We start from the raw sequence: 22330 nt of genomic DNA, 5'->3' as shown, positions 1-22330 counted from the left end.
GCGCCACGCAGGAATCCGCAATGCTTGAATTTCCACGTTGGAAGTACTTCCTGATCGTGATCGTTCTGGCGGTCAGCGCGCTGTATGCGCTGCCGAACATGTACCAGAAGGATCCGTCCGTCCAGATCACCGCCAACCGCGGTGGCCAGATCGATGACGCCTTCAAGGAGCGCGTCACCACGGCGTTGGGTGCCGCCGGTGTCACGCCCAAGGGCGTGGCCAAGGAAGGCGACAGCCTGATCGTCCGCCTGCCGTCGCTGGATGCGCAGACGCGCGCCAACGACGTGCTGCGCGAGGCGGCCGGCGAGAACTACACCGTCGCCCTGAACCTGGCGTCGACCGTGCCGGAATGGCTGGCCAAGCTCGGCGGCAAGCCGATGGTGCTGGGCCTGGACCTGGTCGGTGGCGTGCACTTCGCGCTGCAGGTCGACCAGAAGGCCGCCGTGGACAAGCGCTTCGAGGCCTTCACCGAAGACGTGCGGACCACCCTGCGTGACAGCCGCGTCACCTACCGTTCGGTGGAGCGTCGTGGCAACAGCGACATCCAGGTCACCCTGGCCAACGCCGCCGATGCGGACAAGGCCCGCGCCGCGCTGGCCAAGGCGCAGCCGACCTTCACCTACTCGGTGAGCGGCGATCGCATCACCGCCACGGTGCCGCAGACGGAAATGAGCCAGATCGCCACCGGTGCGATCGAGCAGAATCTGACCACGCTGCGCAACCGCGTCAACGAACTGGGCGTGGCCGAGCCGATCATCCAGCGCCAGGGCGACGACCGCATCGTGGTCGAGCTGCCGGGCGTGCAGGACACCGCCGAAGCCAAGCGCATGATCGGTGCCACCGCGACGCTGGAGTACCGCGCCGTGGTCGATGGCAACGCGCAGGACGCCGCCGATACCGGCCGCATCCCGCCGGAAGCCAAGCTGTACCGTGACCGCGCCGGCCGCCCGGTGCTGCTGAACAAGCGCACCATCGTCACCGGCGACCAGATGGTCAAGGCCAACGTCTCCACCGACCAGAATGGCCTGCCGTCGGTGAGCGTGACGCTCAACGCCGTGGGCGGCCAGCGCATGTTCGACTTCACCAGCGCCAACGTCGGCAAGCCGATGGCCGTGGTCTACACCGAGCGCATCCCGCAGGTGACCATGGTCAATGGCAAGGAAGAGCGCAGCTTCCGCGTCAAGGAAGAAGTGATCTCGGTGGCCAACGTCAACGGCGTGTTCGGCAAGGAGTTCCAGACCACCGGCCTGGAGAAGACCGAGGCTGACGGCCTGGCCAAGCTGCTGCGTGCCGGTTCGCTGGCCGCGCCGATGGACTTCGTCGAGGAATACGTGATCGGCCCGAGCCTGGGCAAGGAAAACGTGGCTCGCGGCGTCAAGGCCGTGGTGTTCTCGTTCGTGTTCACCCTGGTGTTCTTCACCGTCTACTACCGCATGTTCGGTGCGATTACCTCGGTGGCGCTGCTGTTCAACCTGCTGATCGTGGTGGCGGTGATGTCGCTGTTCGGCGCGACCATGACCCTGCCGGGCTTCGCCGGCCTGGCGTTGTCGGTGGGCCTGTCGGTGGACGCCAACGTGCTGATCAACGAGCGTATCCGCGAGGAGTTGCGGCTGGGCATGCCGGCCAAGAAGGCGATCGCCGAAGGCTACGAGCGTGCATCGGGCACCATCCTGGACGCCAACCTGACCGGCCTGATCGTGGGCGTGGCGCTGTACGCGTTCGGCACGGGCCCGCTGAAGGGCTTCGCGCTGACCATGATCATCGGTATTTTCGCCTCCATGTTCACCGCGATCACCGTGTCGCGTGCGCTGGCTACCTTGATTTACAGCCGCCGCAAGAACCTGAAGTCCGTGGCGATCTGATCGGGAAGAGACTCAATACATGAAACTGTTTCCACTCCATATCGTCCCGAACGACACCAACATCGACTTCATGCGCCACCGCAAGCCCGTGCTTGCGCTGATGGTGGTGCTGCTGTTGCTGTCGGTGGCCGTGATCGGCTTCAAGGGCTTCAACTACGCGCTGGAGTTCACCGGCGGTACCGTGGTGCGCACGCACTTCGAGAAGCCGATCAACGCCGACAACGTGCGTGAAAGCCTGGCCAAGGCCGGCTTCGAGAACGCCCAGGTGCAGAGCGTGGGCGGCGGCAACGACGTCATGATCCGCCTGCAGCCGGACGGTGAGCACAACAACGCTGCCGATGCGGCTGCCCAAGTGGCGGAGAAGGTGCGCGTGGCGGTGACCACCACCGACAACCCCGCCTCGGTGCAGCCGGGCGAGTTCGTCGGCCCGCAGGTGGGCAAGGACCTGGCCCTGAACGGCGTCTACGCGACCCTGTTCATGGTGATCGGCTTCCTGATCTACATCGCCGCGCGCTTCGAATGGAAGTTCGCGATCGTGGCCAGCATCACCGCGTTCTTCGACCTGATCCTGACCATCGCCTACATGTCGCTGCTGGGTCGTGAGTTCGACCTGACCGTGCTGGCGGGCATGCTGTCGGTGATGGGTTTCGCCATCAACGACATCATCGTGGTGTTCGACCGTGTCCGCGAAAACTTCCGCAGCCTGCGCGCAGAGCCGCTGGAAGTGCTGAACAAGTCGATCAACCAGACGCTGTCCCGTACGGTGATCACCGCGGTGATGTTCTTCCTGTCGGCGCTGGCGCTGTACCTGTACGGCGGCGAGTCGATGGAAGGCCTGGCCGAGACGCACATGGCCGGTGCGGTGATCGTGGTGGTGTCCTCGATCATCGTGGCGGTGCCGCTGCTGAGCATCGGCCCGTTCAAGGTCAGCAAGCAGGACCTGATGCCCAAGGCCAAGGACGTCGAGGAGCTGGCCCGTCGCCCGTGACGGTGCCCCTCCCGGCAACCCGGAAAAGCCGCGCACCGCGCGGCTTTTCTTTTGCCCGCGCCGGCAGGTTGCACGGGGATTTCCATGCGGTGGCGTCGGTTGTGTTCGCTGCGGGTGCACACTACGATCCTTCCGGTTCGGCGCCGGGCCGTGGTTTCCCTGTCATGGCGGCGCTGTTTTCCTGCTTACCTAGCTGAGGTTTTCATGGTCATCAAACCGCGTGTGCGCGGCTTCATCTGCGTCACCACCCACCCGACCGGTTGCGACGCGGCGGTCAAGGAACAGATCGACTACATCCAGTCGCTGCCCAAGCTGGCCAATGGCCCGAAGAAGGTGCTGGTGCTGGGTGCCTCGACCGGTTACGGACTGGCGGCGCGCATCAAGGCGGCCTTCGGCAGCGATGCGGCCACGCTGGGCGTGTTCTTCGAGCGCCCGGGCAGCGAGACCAAGCCGGGCACGGCGGGCTGGTACAACTCCGCCGCGTTCGAGAAGTACGCGCACCAGGCCGGCCTGTACGCGCGCAGCGTCAACGGCGACGCGTTCTCCGACGAGGTGAAGCAGAAGGTCATCGAGATCATCAAGGCCGACCTGGGCCAGGTTGACCAGGTCGTCTACAGCCTGGCGGCGCCGCGTCGCAAGCATCCCAAGACCGGTGAGGTGATCAGCTCCACGCTCAAGCCGATCGGCGCGCCGATCACGCTGCGCGGCTTGGATACCGACAAGGAAGTGCTGACCGAAACCACGCTGCAGCCGGCCACCGCCGAGGAGATCGCAGGCACCGTGCAGGTGATGGGGGGCGAGGACTGGCAGATGTGGATCGATGCGCTGCTGGAAGCCGGCGTGCTGGCACCGGGCGCGACCACCACCGCCTTCACCTACGTGGGCGAGGAGATCACCCAGGCTATCTACTGGAACGGTTCCATCGGTGCGGCCAAGAAGGACCTGGATGCCAAGGTCAAGGACATCCGCGGCAAGCTGCAGGGCATCGGCGGCGACGCGCGCGTGTCGGTGCTCAAGGCGGTGGTGACCCAGGCCAGCTCGGCCATCCCGACCATGCCGCTGTACCTGTCGCTGCTGTTCAAGGTGATGAAGGAAGAAGGTACGCACGAGGGCTGCATCGAGCAGCTCGATACGCTGTACGACATCCTTTACAACGGCCCGCAGGGTGGCGCCAACGCGGCTGACCATATCCGCCCGGCCCTGGTTGACGGCAAGGGTCGCGACGTCGCGCTGGTCGACGCCGAAGGCCGCCTGCGCGCGGACTACAAGGAAATGGCCCCGGAAGTGCAGGGCAAGGTGCTGCAGCTGTGGCCGCAGGTGACCAACGAGAACCTGTACGAGATCAGCGACCTGGCCGGCTACAAGGCCGACTTCCTGCGCCTGTTCGGCTTCGGCATCGACGGCGTGGATTACGAGGCTGATGTGAACCCGGACGTGGCGATCCCGGGCATCGTCGAGGTATGAGCCTCGGCGGTTCTGGAAACAGAAGGGCCGCGCGATGCGCGGCCTTTTTTGTTCCTACACGATCGCCAGGGCCCGTGGAGCCCCTCATCCGCCCTTCGGGCACCTTCTCCCGCAGGCGGGAGAAGGGAGCATCAATCGTACGCTGTCGATGCAAAAGCCCCTCTCCCGTGTACGGGAGAGGGGTTGGGGTGAGGGCAGGCCTCAGTTGAACTCGAAGTCCATCTGCGCCGTCGGCGGCCCGACGAAATCGCCCTGTACGTAGTCCACGCCGGCACTGAACAGCAGGCTCATCGTGGCCGCGTCGGTGACGAACTCGGCGACGGTGAGGATGCCGGCCTCCTGCGCCTTGCCGGTGATCTCGCGGGTCTTGTCCAGCTGTTCCTTGGCCTGCGCCGGATCGGCGGTGAAGCTGCGGTCCAGCTTGAGGAACGCCGGTTGGAAATGGGCCAGCAGCTGGAACGAATCCAGGCCCGAGCCGAACTGCTCCAGCCCGACCTTGCAGCCCATCGTGGCCACGCCGGCGAGGAACTGCTGCGCGTTGCGCAGGTGGGTGAACACCTTGGCCTCGGGGATCTGCAGCCACAGCTGGTCGCCGTCCACGCCTTCGTTGGCCAGCCCGTCGCGGATGACGTCCAGCAACTGCGGGTCGGTGAACGACTCGGGGGTGATGCGCACCATCAGGCGGGTGGTGTGGCCGGCGCGGCGGCGTTCCCCCAGCGCGCGGATGGCGTTGGCCACCACCCAGCGGTTGAGCGGCGCCAGCAGGCCGTGGTCCTCGGCGATGGGCAGGAAGGTGCCAGGGCTGACCAGCTCGCCGTTGTTCTCCAGCAGCAGCGAGGTGTCGTACAGCTGCATCGGCTCGCCCATCAGGTTCAGCACCGGGCGGAAACGCAGATGGAACCCGTCGCCGGCGATGGCCTCGCCGATGCGCTGCACCCAGCGCTGGATGCGTTCTTCCTCGACGCGATCGGTCGCGCCCGGGTCGAACACCTTGACCGTGTTGCCGCCCAGCTCGATGGCCGCGCGGTTGCAATCGTTGGCATGGCTGAGCACCTGGCCGACGCTGGCGATCTTCTCGCCGACCTGCACGCCGCCGATGCTGACGGTGACCGTGGCCGAACGCTGGCCGATGCTGAACACATGGGAGGCGAAGGCCTGGCGCACGCGTTCGGCCACCTGCGTGGTGTGCGCGTACTGGCCCTGGCAGAGCAGGGCGAAGCTGTGCTCGCCGAAGCGTGCCAGCTGCGCCTCCTCGTTGATGGCGCCGGCCAGGTGCTGGCCGAGCGCGGCGATCAGCGCATCGGCCGAATCCAGGCCGATGTCCGCCAGCAGGCGGTTGTAGTGGTCCGGTTCGACCAGCAGGAAACCGTACTGGCCGTCGCTGCGGCTGACCTGGGCCACCGCGTTCTCCAGGTGGACCATGAAAGTGGGGCGGTTGAGCAGGCCGGTGACCTGGTCGCGCTGGCGCAGCTCCTCCACCTCGCGCGCCAGTTCGGGGTCGAACTCCTCGCGGCGGCGGAACACCACCTGGAAGCAGGACTCGCCTTCGTAGGTGGCGGCGGTGAACTCCATCGTCGCCGGGAAGGTGTCGCCGTCCTGGTTGCGCGCGTGCACTTCGTACTGCGGCGGCGGCGCCTCGCCCTTGCTCAGCGACTTGAGCAGGTTCTTGAAGTCCTCCACGTACTGCGGGGCGACCATGTCCAGCAGCGAGATGCCTTCCACGTCATCGAACGACTCGTACCCGAACATGTCCAGGTACGCCTCGTTGGCGCGGATGTGCATCCCTTCGTGGATGTAGGCGATGGGGTCGCGCGAGGAGGAGATCAGCGCATCGCAGCGGCGCTCGGTCTCGCGCATCTGTACTTCGATGCGGCGCAGGCCGCGGCGTGCCTGCAGGTCGGTCCATTCGGTGCGCACCACCGACAGCAGGTGGTCCGGCTCGGTGCGCAGGGCGATGGCGCGGATGCCGTTGGCCGAGGCGTCGAGCAGCAACTGCGCGTCGACCTGGTCGGCCAGCAGGATCATCGGGATGTCCTTGCCACTGGCGGCGACCTGCTGGGTCAGCAGCGACTGCGGGATCGTGTACGCGTTGGCGGCCAGCACCAGGTCGAGCGGTTGCCCGCCCACGGCCTGGACCAGCTCGTCCGGACTCTGCGGCCGGAAGGGACGCACGGCGATGCCGCTGTTGCGCAACGTACTGACGATGGCTTCGGCATTCTCGGCGCTGTCATCGACGATCAGCAGGCGCAAGGTGATGTCTTTGGCGTTCTGCATTCAAGACTCCTTCGGACGCCGTTTAATACACGATGGGCAGGTACGGCGTCTATGCGTGGAACGTTTGACAGTGCCGGGATGGGGCACAAATGGCCCCTGTGTGGCTCATGCCACCTGGCCCGCCGCGTGGCCGGAAGCCCAGGCCCACTGGAAGTTGTAGCCGCCCAGCCAGCCGGTCACGTCCAGCACCTCGCCGATGAAATGCAGGCCCGGCACGTGCTGCGATTCCATCGTCGAGGACGATACCTTGCGCGTGTCCACGCCGCCGAGGGTGACTTCGGCGGTGCGGTAGCCCTCGGTGCCGCTGGCGACCAGCGGGAAGTCGGAAAGCAGGCTGGCGGCGGCCTGCAGCTCGCGCTCGTCCAGTTGCCGTACCGGCTTGTCCTTGAGCCACTGCTCGCACAGGCGCAGCGCCAGCCGGCGCGGGATGACCTCCGACAGCACGGTGCGCAGCTCGGAGGCGCCGCGCTCGCGCTTCATCGCGCGCAGCCACTCGGCGGCATCGCGGTCGGGCAACAGGTCCAGGCGCAGGTCGTCGCCGGGTTGCCAGTACGAGGAGATCTGCAGGATCGCCGGGCCGCTGATGCCGCGGTGGGTCAGCAGCATGAAGTTGCGGAAGTGCTGGCCGTTGCAGCGCGCTTCCACCGGCAGGGCGACGCCGCTGAGGTCGGCGAAGCGTTCCTGGTGCTTGCCACTGAGCGTGAGCGGTACCAGCCCGGCGCGGGTCGGCAGCACTTCGTGGCCGAAGCGGCGTGCCACTTCATAGCCAAAGCCGCTGGCGCCCATGCTCGGGATGGACAGCCCGCCGGTGGCGATCACCAGCGAGGCGCAGTGGAACAGCCCCTGCGCGGTGCGCACGCGGAAGCCGTCGGCGCCGCGTTCGATGTCCTCCACGCCGCAGTCGGTGCGCACCTGCACGCCGGCGGCACTGCATTCGTCCAGCAGCATTCTTACGATCTGCTTGGAGGAGATGTCGCAGAACAGCTGGCCCAGTTCCTTCTCGTGGTAGGCGATGCCGTGCCGCTCGACCATGTCGATGAAGTCGGCCGGCGTGTAGCGCGCCAGCGCCGACTTGCAGAAGTGCGGGTTGGCCGAGAGGAAGTTGGCCGGCGTGGTGCCGGTGTTGGTGAAGTTGCAGCGCCCGCCACCGGACATCAGGATCTTCTTGCCCGGCTTGTTGGCATGGTCGATCACCTGCACGATGCGACCGCGCAGGCCGGCGGTGAGCGCACACATCAGGCCGGCGGCACCGGCGCCGACCACCAGCACGTCGCAACGGATCGTGTTCACTGCCACCGTCTGCTCAGCCTGCCGGGCGCTTGCGCCATTGCGGGATCACGTCCAGTTGCATCTGGTCGTTGATCAGCTGCACCTCGCCGTCCTGGATCAGCACGCTCCAGCGCATGGCGCGCTGGATCTGGCTGCCCCAGCGTTCGACGAAATCGCCGGGCAGGTCGAGCACGGACAGGTTGTCGAAGCGGGCCAGTGGCTTGCCCTGCTTCTGCCACCAGATGTCCGAGGCATTGCTGCCGTAGTTGATGATCTGCACGCGGCCGCTGCGGTTGCAGGCCTTGCGGATGCGCGATTCGTCCGGCTGGCCCAGGTCGATCCACTGCACGATGTCGCCGGTGTAATCGTGTTCCCACAGGTCCGGCTCGTCATCGGTGCTCAGCCCGCGGCCGAACTCCAGCCGGTCGTCGGCATTCAGGGCGAAGGCGAGCAGGCGGACCATCAGCCGCTCGTCGGTTTCGGACGGGTGCTGTGCCAGGGTCAGGTTGTGGGTCGCGTAGTAGCCGCGGTCCATGTCGCTGATCTGCAGCTCGGCCTTGCGGATGGTGGCAGTAAGGGCCATGGGATTACCGGGGGCAAAGACCGACAATGATACGGCTTTGCCCCTGCCGGGACCCGAACGCGTGAGCACCGACGATCTGCCCAGTCATCTGCAATTGGCCCCCGGTCCGTGGGCGAGCCTGCTGGAGGGGTTGTGCGCGCGCTTTCCGGCGATCACGCGCGCGCAGTGGCTGGACCGGTTCGCGCGGGGGCGGGTCCAGGCCCTGGATGGCAGTGCGCTGGACCCGGGGCAGCCTTGGCAGGCCGGGCGTGAGATCCGCTACTTCCGCGAGGTGGCATAGGAGCCGGTGGTGCCGTTCGAGGCGGACATCCTGTACCAGGACGCGCATCTGCTGGTTGCCGACAAGCCGCATTTCCTGCCGGTGATGCCGGCCGGGCGTCATGTCCGGCAGACGCTGCTGGCGCGCCTGGTGGCCTGCACCGGCAACCCGGCACTGGTGCCGCTGCATCGGATTGACCGGGGCACGGCCGGGTTGGTGCTGTTTTCCTGCAACCCGGAGAGCCGGGCGTCGTACCAGCGCCTGTTCGCCGAGCGGAAGATCGAAAAGCACTACGAGGCGCTGGCGCCGGCCTTGCCGGACTGCGTGTTCCCCGTGCAGCGGCATAGCCGGCTGGAGCGTGGCGAGCCGTTCCATGTCATGCGCGAGGGCATTGGCGCGCCCAATGCGCTGAGCCGGATCGATGTGATCGAGCGGTGCGGGGAGGTCTGGCGTTACGCCCTGGAGCCGGTGAGCGGGCGCAAGCACCAGTTGCGCGTGCACATGGCCGCGCTGGGCGCGCCGATCCTGGGGGACGATTGCTATCCGCGCTTGCTGCAGCGCGCGCCGGAGGATTTCAGTACCCCGCTGCAGTTGCTGGCCCGACGCTTGGCCTTCATCGATCCGTTGAATGGCGAGCCGCGCCAGTTCACCAGCCCGCGTCGGCTGGGGTGATGTCCCGGCCAAGCGTTAGGCCGATGCATTGCCGTGGTGCAGGGAGTGCGGCCCGGCTGCCGGTGACGGCCCCGCGGCTGCAAGGTGGTGGACGCACCAGACCGGCAGCCCCGGGTGCCTAGGCGACTGGCCGTGGGCGCTGGGCGAGCCAGCGGTCCAGCTGCGCGGCGAAGGCCTGGCGGTCGCGTGGGTGCAGGGCGGCCGGGCCACCGGTCTGGATGCCGGCGCCGCGCAACTCCTCCATGAAGTTCCGTACCGACAGTCGCTCGGCGATGCTGTTGGCGGTGTAGACATCTCCCCGCGGGTTCAGCGCCGCGGCTTGCCTGTCCAGCACGCGGGCGGCCAGCGGGATGTCCTGGGTCACGACCAGGTCGCCGGCGGCGACCCGCTCGACGATGGCGTCATCGGCCACGTCCGGGCCACCGGGCACCTGCAGCGCGCGGATGAACCGGGAGGCCGGGGTCCGGATCCATTGGTTGGCCACCAGCACCGTTTCGATGCCGGTGCGCTCGGCGGCGCGGAACAGGATGTCCTTGATGACGACCGGGCAGGCGTCGGCGTCAACCCAGATGCGGGGGGCGGGCGGGGAATCGGGGGCAGTCATGGGGCGCAGTGTAGCGGTGCCCCTGTGGGACGCCGACCGGTGCTGCCCGGCCAAGTCCATGAATCCGGACGACATTGGCGCGGTGCTGAACCGCTCAGCTTTGATGAATACGGTATTTATCGCTTTTTAACCAAAAGCCGCGTATCGTTCGCCCCACTGTGCTTGCAAGGGTCACCGTGAATCGTGGCCTGATGCAGTTGATCTCACCGATCCGCTCATCGTTCCGCTTTACCAACGCCTGCAACTCAGTCTCGGCCCCGAATATCCGGTGGCTGCGATTTTTCTCATCAATGTTTCAGGAGTTTGTAATGTCTGATCGTCAGACCGGCACTGTGAAGTGGTTCAACGATGCCAAGGGCTTTGGCTTCATCACCCCGGAAAGCGGCCCGGACCTGTTCGTGCACTTCCGCGCCATCCAGGGCACCGGCTTCAAGTCGCTGCAGGAAGGCCAGAAGGTGACCTTCGTCGCCGTGCAGGGCCAGAAGGGCATGCAGGCTGACCAGGTGCAGGCGGTCTAATCGACCCCTGCCACCGAAAGGTAGCTTGGAACGCCGGAAGCGAAAGCTTCCGGCGTTTTCTTTTATGCCGCCCCGTGGCCGACCGTGCGCGCCATAACCGGTAGGATCCGGGTGTACGGCAGTGACGAGCAGGCGATGCGCAACAACGAGCCCCATTTCGACAACCGATTCGTGCAGGCGCTGCCCGGCGATCCCGAGCGTGGCCCCGGCCGCCGCGAAGTGCGCGGTGCGCTCTGGTCGGCAGTCAGTCCCACGCCGGTGGCCGCTCCCCGCCTGCTGGCGTACTCGCCCGAGGTGGTGGCACTGCTGGGTTTCAACGAATCCGTCGTGCAGGGCGAAGGCTTCGCGCAGGTGTTCGGCGGCAACGCGCTGTATGCCGGGATGCAACCGTGGGCGGCCAATTATGGCGGGCACCAGTTCGGCCAATGGGCCGGGCAGCTCGGCGATGGCCGCGCGATCTCGTTGGGCGAACTGCTGGTCGGCGGCCAGCGCTGGGAGCTGCAGCTGAAAGGGGCGGGGCCGACCCCGTATTCGCGCGGCGCCGACGGCCGGGCGGTGCTGCGCTCCTCGGTACGCGAATTCCTGTGCTCGGAGGCGATGCATCACCTGGGGGTGCCGACCACCCGCGCCCTGAGCCTGGTGGCTACCGGTGAAACGGTGGTGCGCGACATGTTCTACGACGGCAACCCGCAGGGCGAACCCGGCGCGGTGGTGTGCCGGGTGGCGCCGTCGTTCCTCCGTTTCGGCAGCTTCGAACTGCCCGCCTCGCGCGGGGACATCGCGCTGCTGACCCAACTGGTGGCGTTCTGCATCGACCGCGACTACCCCGAACTGGCCGACGCCGGCGCGCAGCGCCATGCACGCTGGTTCGAGCAGGTCTGCACGCGCACCGCGGTGATGGTGGCGCACTGGATGCGGGTGGGCTTCGTGCATGGCGTGATGAACACCGACAACATGTCCATCCTCGGGCTGACCATCGATTACGGCCCGTATGGCTGGGTGGAGGACTACGACCCGGAATGGACGCCCAACACCACCGACGCGCAGGGCCGTCGCTATCGCTTCGGCACGCAGATGCAGGTGGCGTACTGGAACCTGGTGCGGCTGGCGCAGGCCGTGTCGCCGCTGTTCGAGGATGCCGCGCCGCTGCAGGCCGGGCTGGATGCGTTCCGGACGCGGTTCGAGCAGGAGCAGCGCCATCATCTGGTGGCCAAGCTGGGCCTGGGCCGTTTCGTCGAGGGGGACGACACCTTGATGGCGCAGTTCCTGCAATTGCTGCACGAGGGCGAAATGGACATGACGCTGGCGTTCCGTGCCTTGGCCGAGGTGGACCCCGCGGCGCCGGATGTGGCGGTGCTGGAGGCGGCGTTCTACGCGCCGGACAAGCGCGGGCAGGTGCTGCCGAAGCTGCAGGACTGGCTGCGGCGGCACGGCCAGCGGGTGCTGGCCGACGCGCAGGCGCCGGAGGTGCGCCGCGCCACGATGAACGCCGCCAACCCGAAGTACGTGTTGCGCAACTGGTTGGCGCAGGAGGCCATCGACCGTGCCGAACAAGGCGATTCGGCCGGTATCACGGACTTGCTGGACGTCCTGCGGCATCCTTATGACGACCAGCCGGGCCGCGAGGCGTTCGCCCGGCGCCGCCCGGAATGGGCGCGCGAACGGGCCGGCTGCTCGATGCTGTCGTGCAGCTCCTGACTCCTGTTTTCCTGATTCGATGATTGAAATGACTCCTGTTTATCCCGAGTGGTCGCGCACGATCCGCGACGTGGCCGACTTCCCCAAGCCCGGCATCCTGTTCAAGGACATCACCCCGCTGCTGGCGGACGCCAAGGCGTTCGATGCGGCCGTCAAGGCCATGGCCGCGCCCTGGCGCGCGGCCGGCGTGCAGGCGGTACTGGGTGTGGAGGCACGTGGCTTCATCCTCGGCGCAGCGTTGGCGCTGGAGCTGGGGGCCGGCTTCGTGCCGGTGCGCAAGCCCGGCAAGTTGCCCGGTGCCACCCTGCAGCAGGAGTACACGCTGGAGTACCGCAGCGACCGCATCGAGGTGTGCGCCGATGCCATCGCGCCGGGTACCCGGGTGGTGCTGGTCGACGACGTGCTGGCCACCGGCGGCACGCTGGCCGCAGCCCTGCTGCTGGCCGGGCAACTGGAGGCGCAGGTGCTCGGTGCGGCGGTGCTGGTCGAGCTCGACGGGCTCGGCGGCCGTGCGCGCCTGCCTGCAGGTGTGCCCTTGCAGGCCACGCTGGTCTACTGACTTTCCATTGCAGGACGCCCCATGCCGAACCTGAGTGAACTGCTGTCCTCCTTCGACGCGCGCAAGGGCGTGCTGCTGCCCGACAGCTGGCGCCAGGGGCGCACCGCGTACGGTGGCATCGTCACCGCGCTGGGCATCAGCGCCGCGCTCCAGTCGCATGCGACGCCGCTGCCGCCGCTGCGCGCGATGCAGGTCAACTTCATTGGCCCGGCCGTGGGCCAGTTGACCTTCGCGCCGCAGGTGCTGCGCGAAGGCAAGTCGGTGGTGAGTCTTGGGGTGGACGTCTTCGCCGAGGGCGCGCTGGCGGCGCGCCTGATGGGGGTGTTCGGACGCGCCCGCGAGAGCGGCATCGTCCATGATTTCGGCGACTTCCCGGACGTGCCCGGCGTGGACGATTGCCGCGAGTTGAACGCGGCGGCCGCCCCGTTCGTGCCGGCGTTCCTGCAGAACTTCCAGCTCAAGCCGGCCGGTGGTGCGATGCCGGTGTCCGCGGCGGCGTTCCCGGAGCAGTTGGCCTGGGTACGTCACCGCGACGCGCAGGGGGTGGATCCGGCCATTGCATTGGCGGCGATGGGGGATGCCATGCCACCGGCGGCCTTCACCGCATACCGCGCGCCTGCGCCGGTCAGCTCGATCAACTGGAGCTTCGAACTGCTGGACCCGGCGCCGGCCGGGGAGTGGTTCCTGCTGCGCTCCTTCAGCCAGCACGCACGCGACGGCTACTCCTCGCAGGACATGCAGGTCTGGAACGCGCAGCGGCAGCTGGTGATGCGCGGCCGCCAAAGCGTGGCGATCTTCAGCTGACAGCCCGAGCGGGCCGAGGCCATACCTGCCGGGCGTGGCGATGCCATGATGGCCGCAGGTTCATTCGGGGCAGGGCATGCGCATTCTGGGTTGGCTGGTACTGCTGTTGGCGATGCTGGGCTGGAGCGCCTGGTTCGTGGTCTGCAATGTCTACGAGTTCGCGCCACGGCTGGATCCGTGGGCGTTTGCCTATGGCTGGCTGCTGGCCGTGCTCGGCGCTGCCCGCATGAGGCGCGATGGTTGGGGTCTTGGCCTGCTTGCGGCGAGCATCGGCTTGTACCTGCTGTTGATCCATCGCGGTGTCGGTAGTGGAGTGGCGCTGGCGGTGCTGGTGATCGCCAGCCTGGCCGTCCTGGCATCCGCGCAGCGCCCGGGCAGGCGAAGCACGCCCGGGACTTGATCGCGACATTGCACCTGCGTTGGGCAGCGCCTTGCGGGTGCGCTGGAGTCCCCGGGGGTTACATCTTTCGGACGCGGAAACGCTTGCCCTTGATCTTGCCGGCTTCCAGGCGGGCGACGGCCTTGCCGGCCTGTTCGTGGCTGATGGCCACGTAGGAGCGGGTCGGGAAGATGTCGATCTTGCCGATCGCCTTGGCCGACAGCCCCGCATCGCCGGTCAGTGCGCCGAGGATGTCGCCGGCGCGCAGCTTGTCGGTCTTGCCGCCGTCGATGCGCAGGGTGCTCATCGCCGCCTGCGGCAGCTGCGCCGGACGCGCGGTGGCCAGCGGCGTCTTCTGCCAGTTGAGCGGGTTGCCCTGCTGGGCCTCCAGCGCATCGGCGCGGTTGCGTTCGCGGCCGGCCACCAGGCTCATCGCCAGGCCGCTGCGGCCGGCACGGCCGGTACGGCCGACCCGGTGCTGGAAGGTGTCGATGTCGGTGGGCAGCTCGTAGTTCACGACGGCGGCCAGGTCTTCCACGTCCAAGCCACGCGCGGCCACGTCGCTGGCGACCAGAACGTTGCAGCTGCGGTTGGCGAACTGCAGCAGTACCTCGTCGCGGTCACGCTGCTCCATGTCGCCATGCAGGGCCAGCGCGGAGAAACCGAACTGGCGCAGCGAGTTGGCAACCTCGTCCACATCCTTGCGGGTGTTGCAGAACACCACCGCCGATTCCGGCGTGTACTTCAGCAACAGGCCGCCCAAGGCCTTCTGGCGGTGGGCCGGTTCCACTTCGAAGAACAACTGCTGGATCGCCGGGGCCTCGGCCTGCCCGTCGATGGTGACTTCGGCCGGGTCGTTGAGCAGGGCGCGCGCGAGCTCGCGGATCGCCTCGGGGAAGGTGGCCGAGAACAACAGGCTCTGGCGCTCCTTGTGGGTGCGCCCGGCGATCTCGCGGATGGGTTCCTCGAAACCCATGTCGAGCATGCGGTCGGCTTCATCGAGGACGAAGCCGCGTACCTGGCCAAGGTTGAGCGCGCGCTTGCGCGCCAGTTCCTGGATGCGGCCGGGGGTGCCGACCACGACGTGCGGGTCCTGCGCTTCCAGCGAGGCCAGCTGCGGGCCCAGCGGCATGCCGCCGGTGAGGATCAGCAGCTTGAGGTTGGGGATGCCGGTGGCCAGCTTGCGCAGCTGCTTGCCGACCTGGTCGGCAAGTTCGCGCGTGGGGCACAGCACCAGCGCCTGGGTGCGGCCGGTGGCCGGGTCCAGGCGGTTGAGCAGGCCCAGGCCGAAGGCGGCGGTCTTGCCGCTGCCGGTGGGGGCCTGGACGATCACGTCGCGGCCTTCCAGGATCGGCGGCAGGCTCGACGCCTGCACCGGCGTCATCGTGGTGTAGCCCAGGGCGTCGATGCCGGGCGCGAGCGCCGGCGACAGGGGCAGGGTAGAGAAGTCAGTCATGCGGCATTTTCGCAGAAAAGCGAGGGCGTTACCCTGACCGAGGCAAAGCCCTTGAAGGCAGGGTAGATCGAAGCAAAGCCCCTCTCGAAGCGAAGCCCGTCTCCCGCCGGCGGGAGAAGGGTTGGGGTAAGGGCAAGGCTGTGGCCTGTGAAGCTGCAAGCGCAAAGCGCCCCCATCCGCCCTACGGGCACCTTCCCCGCAGGCGGGGGAAGGGAGCATCGCCGCTTCAGAGCATCGCCCTGACGCCCAGATTGATCAGCATGCCGCCTGCCAGCAGCCAGCCAAACAGCAGTACCGCCAACAGCATGGGCTTGGTGCCGGCCTGGCGCAGGGCCGAGACGTGGGTGGTCAGGCCGAGTGCGGCCATCGCCATCGCCAGCAGGGCGGTATCCAGATCCACCAGGGCGCTGACCACGCCGGCCGGGAGCAGGTGCAGCGAGTTGAACGCCACCATGGCGATGAAGCCGAACGCGAACCACGGCACGGTGATCTTCGCGCGCTGGCCGTCGCCGGCCGCTTGCCCGCGGGCCAGCAGCGCCGACAGGCCGACCAGGAATGGCGCCAGCATCATCACCCGCACCATCTTGGTGATGACCGCGGCGTCGGCGGCCGGCTCGCTGATCGCCCGACCGGCGGCGACCACCTGGGCCACCTCATGCACGGTGGAGCCGGTGAACACGCCGAAGGCGGTTTCATCCAGCGGCATCCAGCCGGCATTGATGCCCCACTGGTACAGCAGCGGGTACAGAAACATCGCCAGCGTGCCGAAGATCACCACCGTGGCCACGGCCACGGCGACCTGCTCGGCGCGGCCCTTGACCACCGGTTCGGCCGCCATCACCGCCGCCGCGCCGCAGATCGAGCTGCCGGCACCGATCAACAAGGCCGAATTGCGGTCCAGCCCCAGCACCCGGGTGCCCAGCCACCAGGCCAGGGCGAAGGTCGAGCACAGCACCAGGGCGTCGATGACCACGCCTGCGGTGCCGACCTGGCCGATGTCCTGCAGGGTCAGGCGCATGCCATAGAGGATGATGCCGGCGCGCAACAGGGTGGCCTTGGAGAAGCCAACGCCTGCGGCCGCCCGGGGTGCCAGCGCCGGGTAAGCGGTGTTGCCGATGACGATGCCGATCACGATGGCCAACGTCAGGGCGCTGATGCCATGGGCCTGCAGCCAGGGCAGGGTACCCAGCCAGATCGACAGGCCGGCGATCAGGGCGGTCAGCAGCAGGCCGGGGAGGCGGTTCGGGGTGGGCTGGGCCAGCCCTCGCGTAGCGGTGTTCATAACGACGGGTTATCAGGAGATGGCCCATGCTGCTCTCGGCTGCATCAGCTGTAAAACAGATACTATTCGTACATTCAACCTGTTTTACGGGTAGGTTATGCATCTCTCGCTGCGCCAGCTGCAGATCTTCTCCGCCATTGCCGAGGCCGGGACCACCACTGCCGCCGGTGAAACCATCGGCCTGTCGCAATCGGCGGTGAGCGCCGCATTGAATGAACTGGAAAGCCTGCTCGGGTTGGCCCTGTTCGACCGCATCGGGCGGCGGCTGGTGCTGAACGGGCACGGTCGCGCGTTGCTTCCGGAGGCCCGGGCGCTGCTGGCGGGCATGGCGGACCTCGAGCGGCGCTTCCGCAGCGGGCAGGCGGGGGGCGCCCCGGTGCGCTGGCGGGTGGGGGCGAGCACCACAATCGGCAACTACCTGATGCCTTCACGCATAGCGGACCTGCTGGAGAGCAACGGCCAGGCCCATGTCGACCTGGTGATCGGCAATACCCGCGAGATCACCAGCGCGGTGCAGCGCATGGAGGTGGATATCGGCCTGATCGAAGGGCCGAACCACGAGCCCGGGCTGGACGTGGCCGAATGGATGGACGACGAGTTGGTCATCGTCTTCGGCGAGCGCCATCCCCGGGCGGCGGCGCTGCGTGCCGGCGCGGGCCTGGAGGCGCTGCGGCAGGCCTGCTGGCTGCTGCGTGAGCCGGGTTCCGGTACCCGCGAGGCGGCCGAACACGCCTTGTTGCCGCACCTGCATGGGTTTGCCGAAGTACTGCAACTGGGCGGTACCGAGGCCATCAAGCAGGGGGCGGTGGCCGGCCTGGGCCTGGCCTGCCTGTCGCGGCATGCGGTGGCCGACCTGGTCGCGCTGGGCAAGCTGCAGGTGCTGGACAGCCCGTTGCCGCCGCTGCGGCGACGCCTGTGGCTGGTCCGTCACCCCGGCAAACGCGTGCCGGCCAGCCTGCGCCAGCTGCTGGGGTTGCCGGCCGACGTCTTCGCCGACGGCTGACTCCCGTACAATGTGCGGATGCCTTTGATTACTCTGCAGAACGTCGACTACAGCGTCGGCGGCCCGTTGTTGCTGGAAAAAGCCGAACTGTCGATCGAGCCGGGTGAGCGCATCGCCCTGATCGGTCGCAACGGCGCCGGCAAATCCACCCTGATGAAGCTGATGGCCGGCGAACTGAAGCCGGACGATGGTGAAGTGCGCGTCCAGCAGGGCGTGCGCGTCACTCGCCTGGAGCAGGAAGTGCCGCACGGCGCGGCCGGCAGCGTGTTCGACGTGGTCGCCGATGGGCTCGGCGAGCTGGGCCATTGGCTGGCCGAGTTCCACCGCCTGAGCCACGCCGAGGTGTTCGATGGTGATGCGATGGGCAAGGTGCAGGCCAAGATCGACGGCGCCGACGGCTGGGCCCTGGACCAGCGCGTGGCCGAGACCCTGACCAAGCTGGAGCTGGACGGCGAGGCCGAGTTCGGGCGACTGTCCGGCGGCATGAAGCGCCGCGTGCTGCTGGCGCGCGCGCTGGTGGCCGGTCCGGACGTGCTGCTGCTGGACGAGCCGACCAACCACCTGGACATCGAGGCGATCGACTGGCTGGAAGGCTTCCTCAAGGGCTGGAACGGCTGCGTGGTGTTCGTCACCCACGACCGCCGCTTCCTGCGTGCGTTGGCCACCCGCATTGTCGAGATCGACCGCGGGCAGGTCACCAGCTGGCCGGGCGACTGGGAGAACTACGAGCGCCGCCGCGAGGAACGCCTCAACGCGCAGGCCCAGGAGAACGCCCGCTTCGACAAGCTGCTGGCGCAGGAAGAGGTCTGGATCCGGCAGGGCATCAAGGCCCGCCGTACCCGCGACGAAGGGCGCGTGCGCCGGCTCAAGGCCATGCGCAACGAGCGCAGCCAGCGCCGCGAGCTGGGCGGCAACGTCAAGCTGGAAGCAGCCGGCGCGGAGAACTCCGGCAAGAAGGTCATCGACATCAAGGACGTGTCCTTCGCCTTCGGCGAGCGGGTGATGATCAAGGACTTCTCGACCACCATCCTGCGCGGCGACCGCATCGGCCTGATCGGCCCCAACGGCAGCGGCAAGACCACCCTGCTGAAGCTGCTGCTGGGCGAGCTGCAGCCGGACAGCGGCGAAGTGCGCCAGGGCACCAACCTGCAGATCGCCTACTTCGACCAGTACCGCGCCACCCTGCGCGAGGATTGGAGCGCGATCGAGAACGTGGCCGAAGGCGCGGACTTCATCGACCTCAATGGCAAGCGCAAGCACGTGCATGCCTACCTGCAGGACTTCCTGTTCACCCCCGAGCGTGCGCGCGCGCCGATCACCCGCCTGTCCGGCGGTGAGCGCAACCGCCTGCTGCTGGCCAAGCTGTTCGCGCAGCCGTCCAACCTGCTGGTGATGGACGAACCGACCAACGACCTGGACGTGGAAACCCTGGAGCTGCTGGAAGAGCTGCTGGGTGATTACACCGGCACCCTGCTGCTGGTCAGCCATGACCGTGACTTCCTGGACAACGTGGTCACCTCCACGCTGGTGCTGGAAGGCGAGGGCAAGGTGGGCGACTACATCGGTGGCTACACCGACTCGCTGCGCCAGCGCCCGGCGCCTGCCATGAGTGGCATGGCGGTGGCCAAGGCCTCGGCGACCACGCCGGCGGCCAAGCCGGCTGTCCCGGCGGCCGAGGCGGCACCGGCCAAGCGCAAGCTCAGCTTCAAGGACGCGCGTGAGCTGGAACAGCTGCCGGCGAAGATCGAGCAGTTGGAACTGGACGTGGAAGGCCTGACCAGCGCGATGAACGACCCGGCGTTCTATACCCGTTCCAGCGCCGAGGTCACCGCGCACACGCAGAAGCTGGGCAAGGTGCAGGCCGAGCTGGATGCGGCCTACGCACGCTGGGAAGAGCTGGACGCGTGACCTGAGCGCCAGGGGTTTCGCGACCGAGGTCGCTCCTGCACTGTGCAGGAGCCGCCTTGGCGGCGAAGCCGGGGTTCATTCGTCCGCAGGGACGCCGGCGTCGGGCAGTTCGAAGAATGCCCAGAACGGCACGTTCTGCTCTGCCCAGCTGATCGCCGTTTCCGAGAGCACATCCAGCAACGTGTTGAAGTCCTCGGGGCTGTCCCGGCGCAGGTCGGTGGCCTCGCTGAACAGCACCGCGTAGCCGTTGGCGGGCAGCCAGGACAAGTCGCGCAGCGCGTCGGACAGGGCATCCCAGTTGCGGCTCCAACCGGGCGGGAAGTCCAGCTGGGTACCCAGCCGCATCAGCAGGGTGCGCTTGTCGCTGCAGCCTTCCAGGTCCACCCGCAGCACTTTCAGCCCGGCATCGCGGGCCGCCGCGGCCAGGCCGCCGAGGTCGCCGTCGCCGACGCCGTAGACGCCGGCCTGGCTGACGTCTTCCAGTCCCATGTCAAAACCGCTGTCGCTCATGGCCGTACTCCGGTGGCGGGGACGCTGAAGCTGCGGAAGCTTTCGTAATGGTCTTCGGTGTAGTACCAGACGTCCGGCGGCGTGCCGCCGGTGACGATGCGCCGGGCGCCACGGTGGTCCAGTCCCGGCGTATCGACGGTGTACTCGCGGTAGTAACCGCGCGGCCGCTGCGGCAGTTGGCGTTCGCGGTTGCCGAACACGCTGCCGTCCTGCCGGTGCGGATACGGGCCGCCGCGCTGGATCAGCGCGATGGTGGCGCGTGCTTCGGCCGGCAGGAAGGCCGGCAATGGGTCCGCCGCTGCGCTGGCCCGCTGGACAGACGATGCGGTAGCGGGCGCATCGGCCGCCTCCTGGGTCAGCGAGGGCGCGAACTGCGGCGGTGCGGGTTGCTGCACCACGCGCATTCCCCACAGCCCTGCGATCAGAAGGACGATGGCTACAACCAGCAGTAACGGCTTGCGCATGGGCAAAGAGGACGTTGGCGGAACAGGCGACGATTATCACGCCAGCGTGCCGTGTTTGTTGAACGGGAGGTTCAGTCGGTCCACTTCACGCCGGGGTAACAATGGCGACGCATGTTGCTTGCAGGTGATCCATGACCCAAGGGCGGGACAAAGTTTCCTTTACACCGGCCTTGGTAAGTTGACCGTTCGTCCCTACCATTCATACCGCACTGTCCGGTTTTTCGGCCGGACGCAAAAACCGGTATCTAAAGGAGATCCCTCATGGCCTACACCCTGCCCAAGCTGCCCTACGCCTACGACGCCCTCGAACCGCATATCGACGCGGCCACGATGGAGATCCACCACAGCAAGCACCACCAGACCTACATCAACAACGTCAACGCCGCGCTGGAAGGCACCGAGTACGCCGACCTGCCGGTCGAGGAACTGGTCAAGAAGACCAAGTCGCTGCCGGAAAACCTGCAGGGCCCGGTCCGCAACAACGGTGGTGGTCATGCCAACCACTCGCTGTTCTGGACCGTGATGTCGCCCAACGGCGGCGGCCAGCCGGTCGGTGACGTGGCCAAGGCCATCGATGCCCAGCTGGGCGGTTTCGAGAAGTTCAAGGAAGCCTTCACCAAGGCAGCGCTGACCCGCTTCGGCAGCGGCTGGGCCTGGCTGAGCGTGACCCCGGACAAGAAGGTGGTCGTGGAGTCCTCGGCCAACCAGGACAGCCCGCTGATGGACGGCAACACGCCGATCCTGGCGCTGGACGTGTGGGAACACGCCTACTACCTGAAGTACCAGAACCGTCGCCCGGAATACATCGGCGCGTTCTTCAACGTGGTCGACTGGAACGAAGTCGAGCGTCGTTACCAGGAAGCCATCGCCTGACGCCGGGCGCCGGTGTCGCCCTCGGGGCGCACCGGCACGGTCAGTATCCAGCGGAAGCCGGGCCGGAAGGTCCGGCTTTCGTCGTTTCAGGGGGTATCGACGGCGGCGTCGAACGGACGGGTGATGCGCAGGGTGGCCATCATGCCCATCGGCATGGCGGCCCCGGCCTCGCCGGGGGGCAGCACGATGGTCTGCTGCTTGATGTCGGCGAAGCTGCGCACCTGGTAGAGCACGTCCATGCCGTGTTCGTTGTTCTCGCTGGGGCGGGCTTCGCTGCGGCGCGCAGAGGGGTTGCGGCGCGCCGGCTGGAAGCCCGGCAACTGCCGTACCAGCTCATCGGTGGGCGCGCTGAAGTCGCCCACCACCAGCGACGGCAGGCCCTCGCCGGTGGCGTCCATCCAGGTGCGCAGGTCGGCGGCCTGGTGGCCGCGCGCGATGGGCGTGTCCTCGGCCGGGCGCATCCGCGCGGTGTAGATGTTCAGCCGTGCGCGCTGCAACTGCAGGCGCTGCATGCCGGCGATGGCCGGGGTGCCATCGCCATGCAGCAGGGTGATCCCGTCCTCCAGCGTGGACAGCCGGGTCAATACCGCATTGCCGCGGCGCTGGGCCTGGCTGGGGCGGTCGGCGGAGATGAAGTCACAGCTGTAGCGGAGCTTGCCGCCCAGCCAGCAGGCCGGGTTGCTGGTCTCGCTGTTCTGCTGCACGTCCTGGACCACGATCACGTCCGGATGCAGCTCGGCCAGCAGGCTGGCGATGCGCTCGCGCTCGCCCATCCAGCCTTCGCTGACCGGGGGCAGCCGTACGCTGGCAACCTTGATGACCGGCGCCACTGGCTGGGCCAGCGCCGAGAACGAGAGAACCAACAGCCCGAAACAGCCCCAACGCAGCATTGCCACGGCTC

General features: G+C 67.6%; 20 protein-coding genes and 1 pseudogene. 12 read left to right on the top strand and 9 right to left on the bottom strand.

Features of this window, described 5'->3' with window-relative positions; all coding sequences use genetic code 11:
* The first annotated feature begins 20 nt into the window (after nucleotides 1–20).
* From secD to fabV, 3 genes are all read left to right on the top strand, one after another.
* Entirely contained in the window at nucleotides 21–1862 is a 1842-nt protein-coding gene (gene secD, locus ATCM_RS09095) for a protein translocase subunit SecD (protein WP_132864216.1), read from the top strand.
* 19 nt (nucleotides 1863–1881) lie between these two features.
* The gene (gene secF, locus ATCM_RS09090; RefSeq protein WP_132864215.1) at nucleotides 1882–2850 is read left to right on the top strand and encodes a protein translocase subunit SecF; all 969 of its coding nucleotides are present in this window, start codon (nucleotides 1882–1884) and stop codon (nucleotides 2848–2850) included.
* Between the two features lie 204 nt (nucleotides 2851–3054).
* The gene (gene fabV, locus ATCM_RS09085) at nucleotides 3055–4314 is read left to right on the top strand and encodes an enoyl-ACP reductase FabV (RefSeq protein WP_132864214.1); all 1260 of its coding nucleotides are present in this window, start codon (nucleotides 3055–3057) and stop codon (nucleotides 4312–4314) included.
* Nucleotides 4315–4515: 201 nt separating this feature from the next.
* Here the strand turns inward: fabV and ATCM_RS09080 are convergent, their stop codons facing one another.
* The 3 genes from ATCM_RS09080 to ATCM_RS09070 form a co-directional block, all read right to left on the bottom strand.
* A complete protein-coding gene (locus tag ATCM_RS09080; RefSeq protein ID WP_132864213.1) occupies nucleotides 4516–6588 on the bottom strand; it encodes an EAL domain-containing protein in 2073 nt (690 codons plus the stop codon).
* A gap of 105 nt (nucleotides 6589–6693) precedes the next feature.
* On the bottom strand, nucleotides 6694–7878 hold the full coding sequence (locus ATCM_RS09075) for an NAD(P)/FAD-dependent oxidoreductase (RefSeq protein WP_132864212.1): 1185 nt from the start codon (nucleotides 7876–7878) through the stop codon (nucleotides 6694–6696).
* A 13-nt stretch (nucleotides 7879–7891) separates the two neighbouring features.
* Nucleotides 7892–8440 (bottom strand): YaeQ family protein, encoded by a 549-nt coding sequence (locus tag ATCM_RS09070; protein WP_132864211.1) that lies wholly within the window; start codon nucleotides 8438–8440, stop codon nucleotides 7892–7894.
* Nucleotides 8441–8516: 76 nt separating this feature from the next.
* On the opposite strand from ATCM_RS09070, the pseudogene ATCM_RS09065 reads away from it, so the two are divergent.
* Nucleotides 8517–9371 (top strand): annotated as a pseudogene (locus ATCM_RS09065) (pseudouridine synthase).
* Between the two features lie 118 nt (nucleotides 9372–9489).
* Here ATCM_RS09065 and ATCM_RS09060 read toward each other — a convergent pair.
* Nucleotides 9490–9975, bottom strand: coding sequence for a YaiI/YqxD family protein (locus ATCM_RS09060; protein WP_132864210.1), 486 nt, complete (start codon nucleotides 9973–9975; stop codon nucleotides 9490–9492).
* A 308-nt stretch (nucleotides 9976–10283) separates the two neighbouring features.
* Between ATCM_RS09060 and ATCM_RS09055 the strand changes: the two genes are divergently transcribed.
* The 5 genes from ATCM_RS09055 to ATCM_RS09035 all read left to right on the top strand — a co-directional run bounded on the left by ATCM_RS09055 (nucleotide 10284) and on the right by ATCM_RS09035 (nucleotide 13954).
* Complete coding sequence (locus ATCM_RS09055) at nucleotides 10284–10493, top strand: cold-shock protein (RefSeq protein ID WP_039005002.1); 210 nt, start codon at nucleotides 10284–10286, stop codon at nucleotides 10491–10493.
* A 135-nt stretch (nucleotides 10494–10628) separates the two neighbouring features.
* Nucleotides 10629–12191 carry a YdiU family protein gene (locus tag ATCM_RS09050; RefSeq protein WP_132866121.1) on the top strand — a complete coding sequence of 521 codons (1563 nt, stop codon included), beginning with the start codon at nucleotides 10629–10631 and terminating at the stop codon, nucleotides 12189–12191.
* Nucleotides 12192–12219: 28 nt separating this feature from the next.
* Entirely contained in the window at nucleotides 12220–12750 is a 531-nt protein-coding gene (locus tag ATCM_RS09045; RefSeq protein WP_132864209.1) for an adenine phosphoribosyltransferase, read from the top strand.
* A 21-nt stretch (nucleotides 12751–12771) separates the two neighbouring features.
* Nucleotides 12772–13554, top strand: coding sequence for a thioesterase family protein (locus ATCM_RS09040; RefSeq protein WP_132864208.1), 783 nt, complete (start codon nucleotides 12772–12774; stop codon nucleotides 13552–13554).
* A gap of 76 nt (nucleotides 13555–13630) precedes the next feature.
* Nucleotides 13631–13954, top strand: a complete 324-nt coding sequence (locus tag ATCM_RS09035; protein ID WP_132864207.1) for a hypothetical protein — start codon at nucleotides 13631–13633, stop codon at nucleotides 13952–13954.
* Nucleotides 13955–14012: 58 nt separating this feature from the next.
* Here the strand turns inward: ATCM_RS09035 and dbpA are convergent, their stop codons facing one another.
* Together dbpA and ATCM_RS09025 are read right to left on the bottom strand one after the other, a co-directional pair.
* Entirely contained in the window at nucleotides 14013–15389 is a 1377-nt protein-coding gene (gene dbpA, locus ATCM_RS09030; RefSeq protein ID WP_132864206.1) for an ATP-dependent RNA helicase DbpA, read from the bottom strand.
* 226 nt (nucleotides 15390–15615) lie between these two features.
* On the bottom strand, nucleotides 15616–16671 hold the full coding sequence (locus ATCM_RS09025; protein WP_132864205.1) for a YeiH family protein: 1056 nt from the start codon (nucleotides 16669–16671) through the stop codon (nucleotides 15616–15618).
* 97 nt (nucleotides 16672–16768) lie between these two features.
* On the opposite strand from ATCM_RS09025, the gene ATCM_RS09020 reads away from it, so the two are divergent.
* Complete coding sequence (locus ATCM_RS09020; RefSeq protein WP_132864204.1) at nucleotides 16769–17674, top strand: LysR family transcriptional regulator; 906 nt, start codon at nucleotides 16769–16771, stop codon at nucleotides 17672–17674.
* Between the two features lie 18 nt (nucleotides 17675–17692).
* A complete protein-coding gene (locus tag ATCM_RS09015; protein ID WP_132864203.1) occupies nucleotides 17693–19582 on the top strand; it encodes an ATP-binding cassette domain-containing protein in 1890 nt (629 codons plus the stop codon).
* A gap of 75 nt (nucleotides 19583–19657) precedes the next feature.
* Here the strand turns inward: ATCM_RS09015 and ATCM_RS09010 are convergent, their stop codons facing one another.
* Nucleotides 19658–20092, bottom strand: a complete 435-nt coding sequence (locus ATCM_RS09010; protein ID WP_132864202.1) for a barstar family protein — start codon at nucleotides 20090–20092, stop codon at nucleotides 19658–19660.
* Nucleotides 20089–20556 carry a ribonuclease domain-containing protein gene (locus tag ATCM_RS09005; protein WP_132864201.1) on the bottom strand — a complete coding sequence of 156 codons (468 nt, stop codon included), beginning with the start codon at nucleotides 20554–20556 and terminating at the stop codon, nucleotides 20089–20091. The genes ATCM_RS09010 and ATCM_RS09005 overlap by 4 nt, the downstream gene beginning before the upstream one ends.
* Before the next feature lie 261 nt (nucleotides 20557–20817).
* Here ATCM_RS09005 and ATCM_RS09000 point away from each other — a divergent pair, with 261 nt between their 5' ends.
* On the top strand, nucleotides 20818–21429 hold the full coding sequence (locus ATCM_RS09000; RefSeq protein ID WP_132864200.1) for a superoxide dismutase: 612 nt from the start codon (nucleotides 20818–20820) through the stop codon (nucleotides 21427–21429).
* Nucleotides 21430–21515: 86 nt separating this feature from the next.
* Here ATCM_RS09000 and ATCM_RS08995 read toward each other — a convergent pair whose 3' ends face one another.
* Nucleotides 21516–22319 carry an endonuclease/exonuclease/phosphatase family protein gene (locus ATCM_RS08995; protein ID WP_132866120.1) on the bottom strand — a complete coding sequence of 268 codons (804 nt, stop codon included), beginning with the start codon at nucleotides 22317–22319 and terminating at the stop codon, nucleotides 21516–21518.
* Nucleotides 22320–22330: the final 11 nt, after the last annotated feature.

This window comes from Stenotrophomonas sp. ATCM1_4 (assembly GCF_004348115.1).
Classification (GTDB): Bacteria; Pseudomonadota; Gammaproteobacteria; order Xanthomonadales; family Xanthomonadaceae; genus Stenotrophomonas; species Stenotrophomonas capsici.
This window is presented reverse-complemented; position numbering and strand designations above follow the sequence as displayed.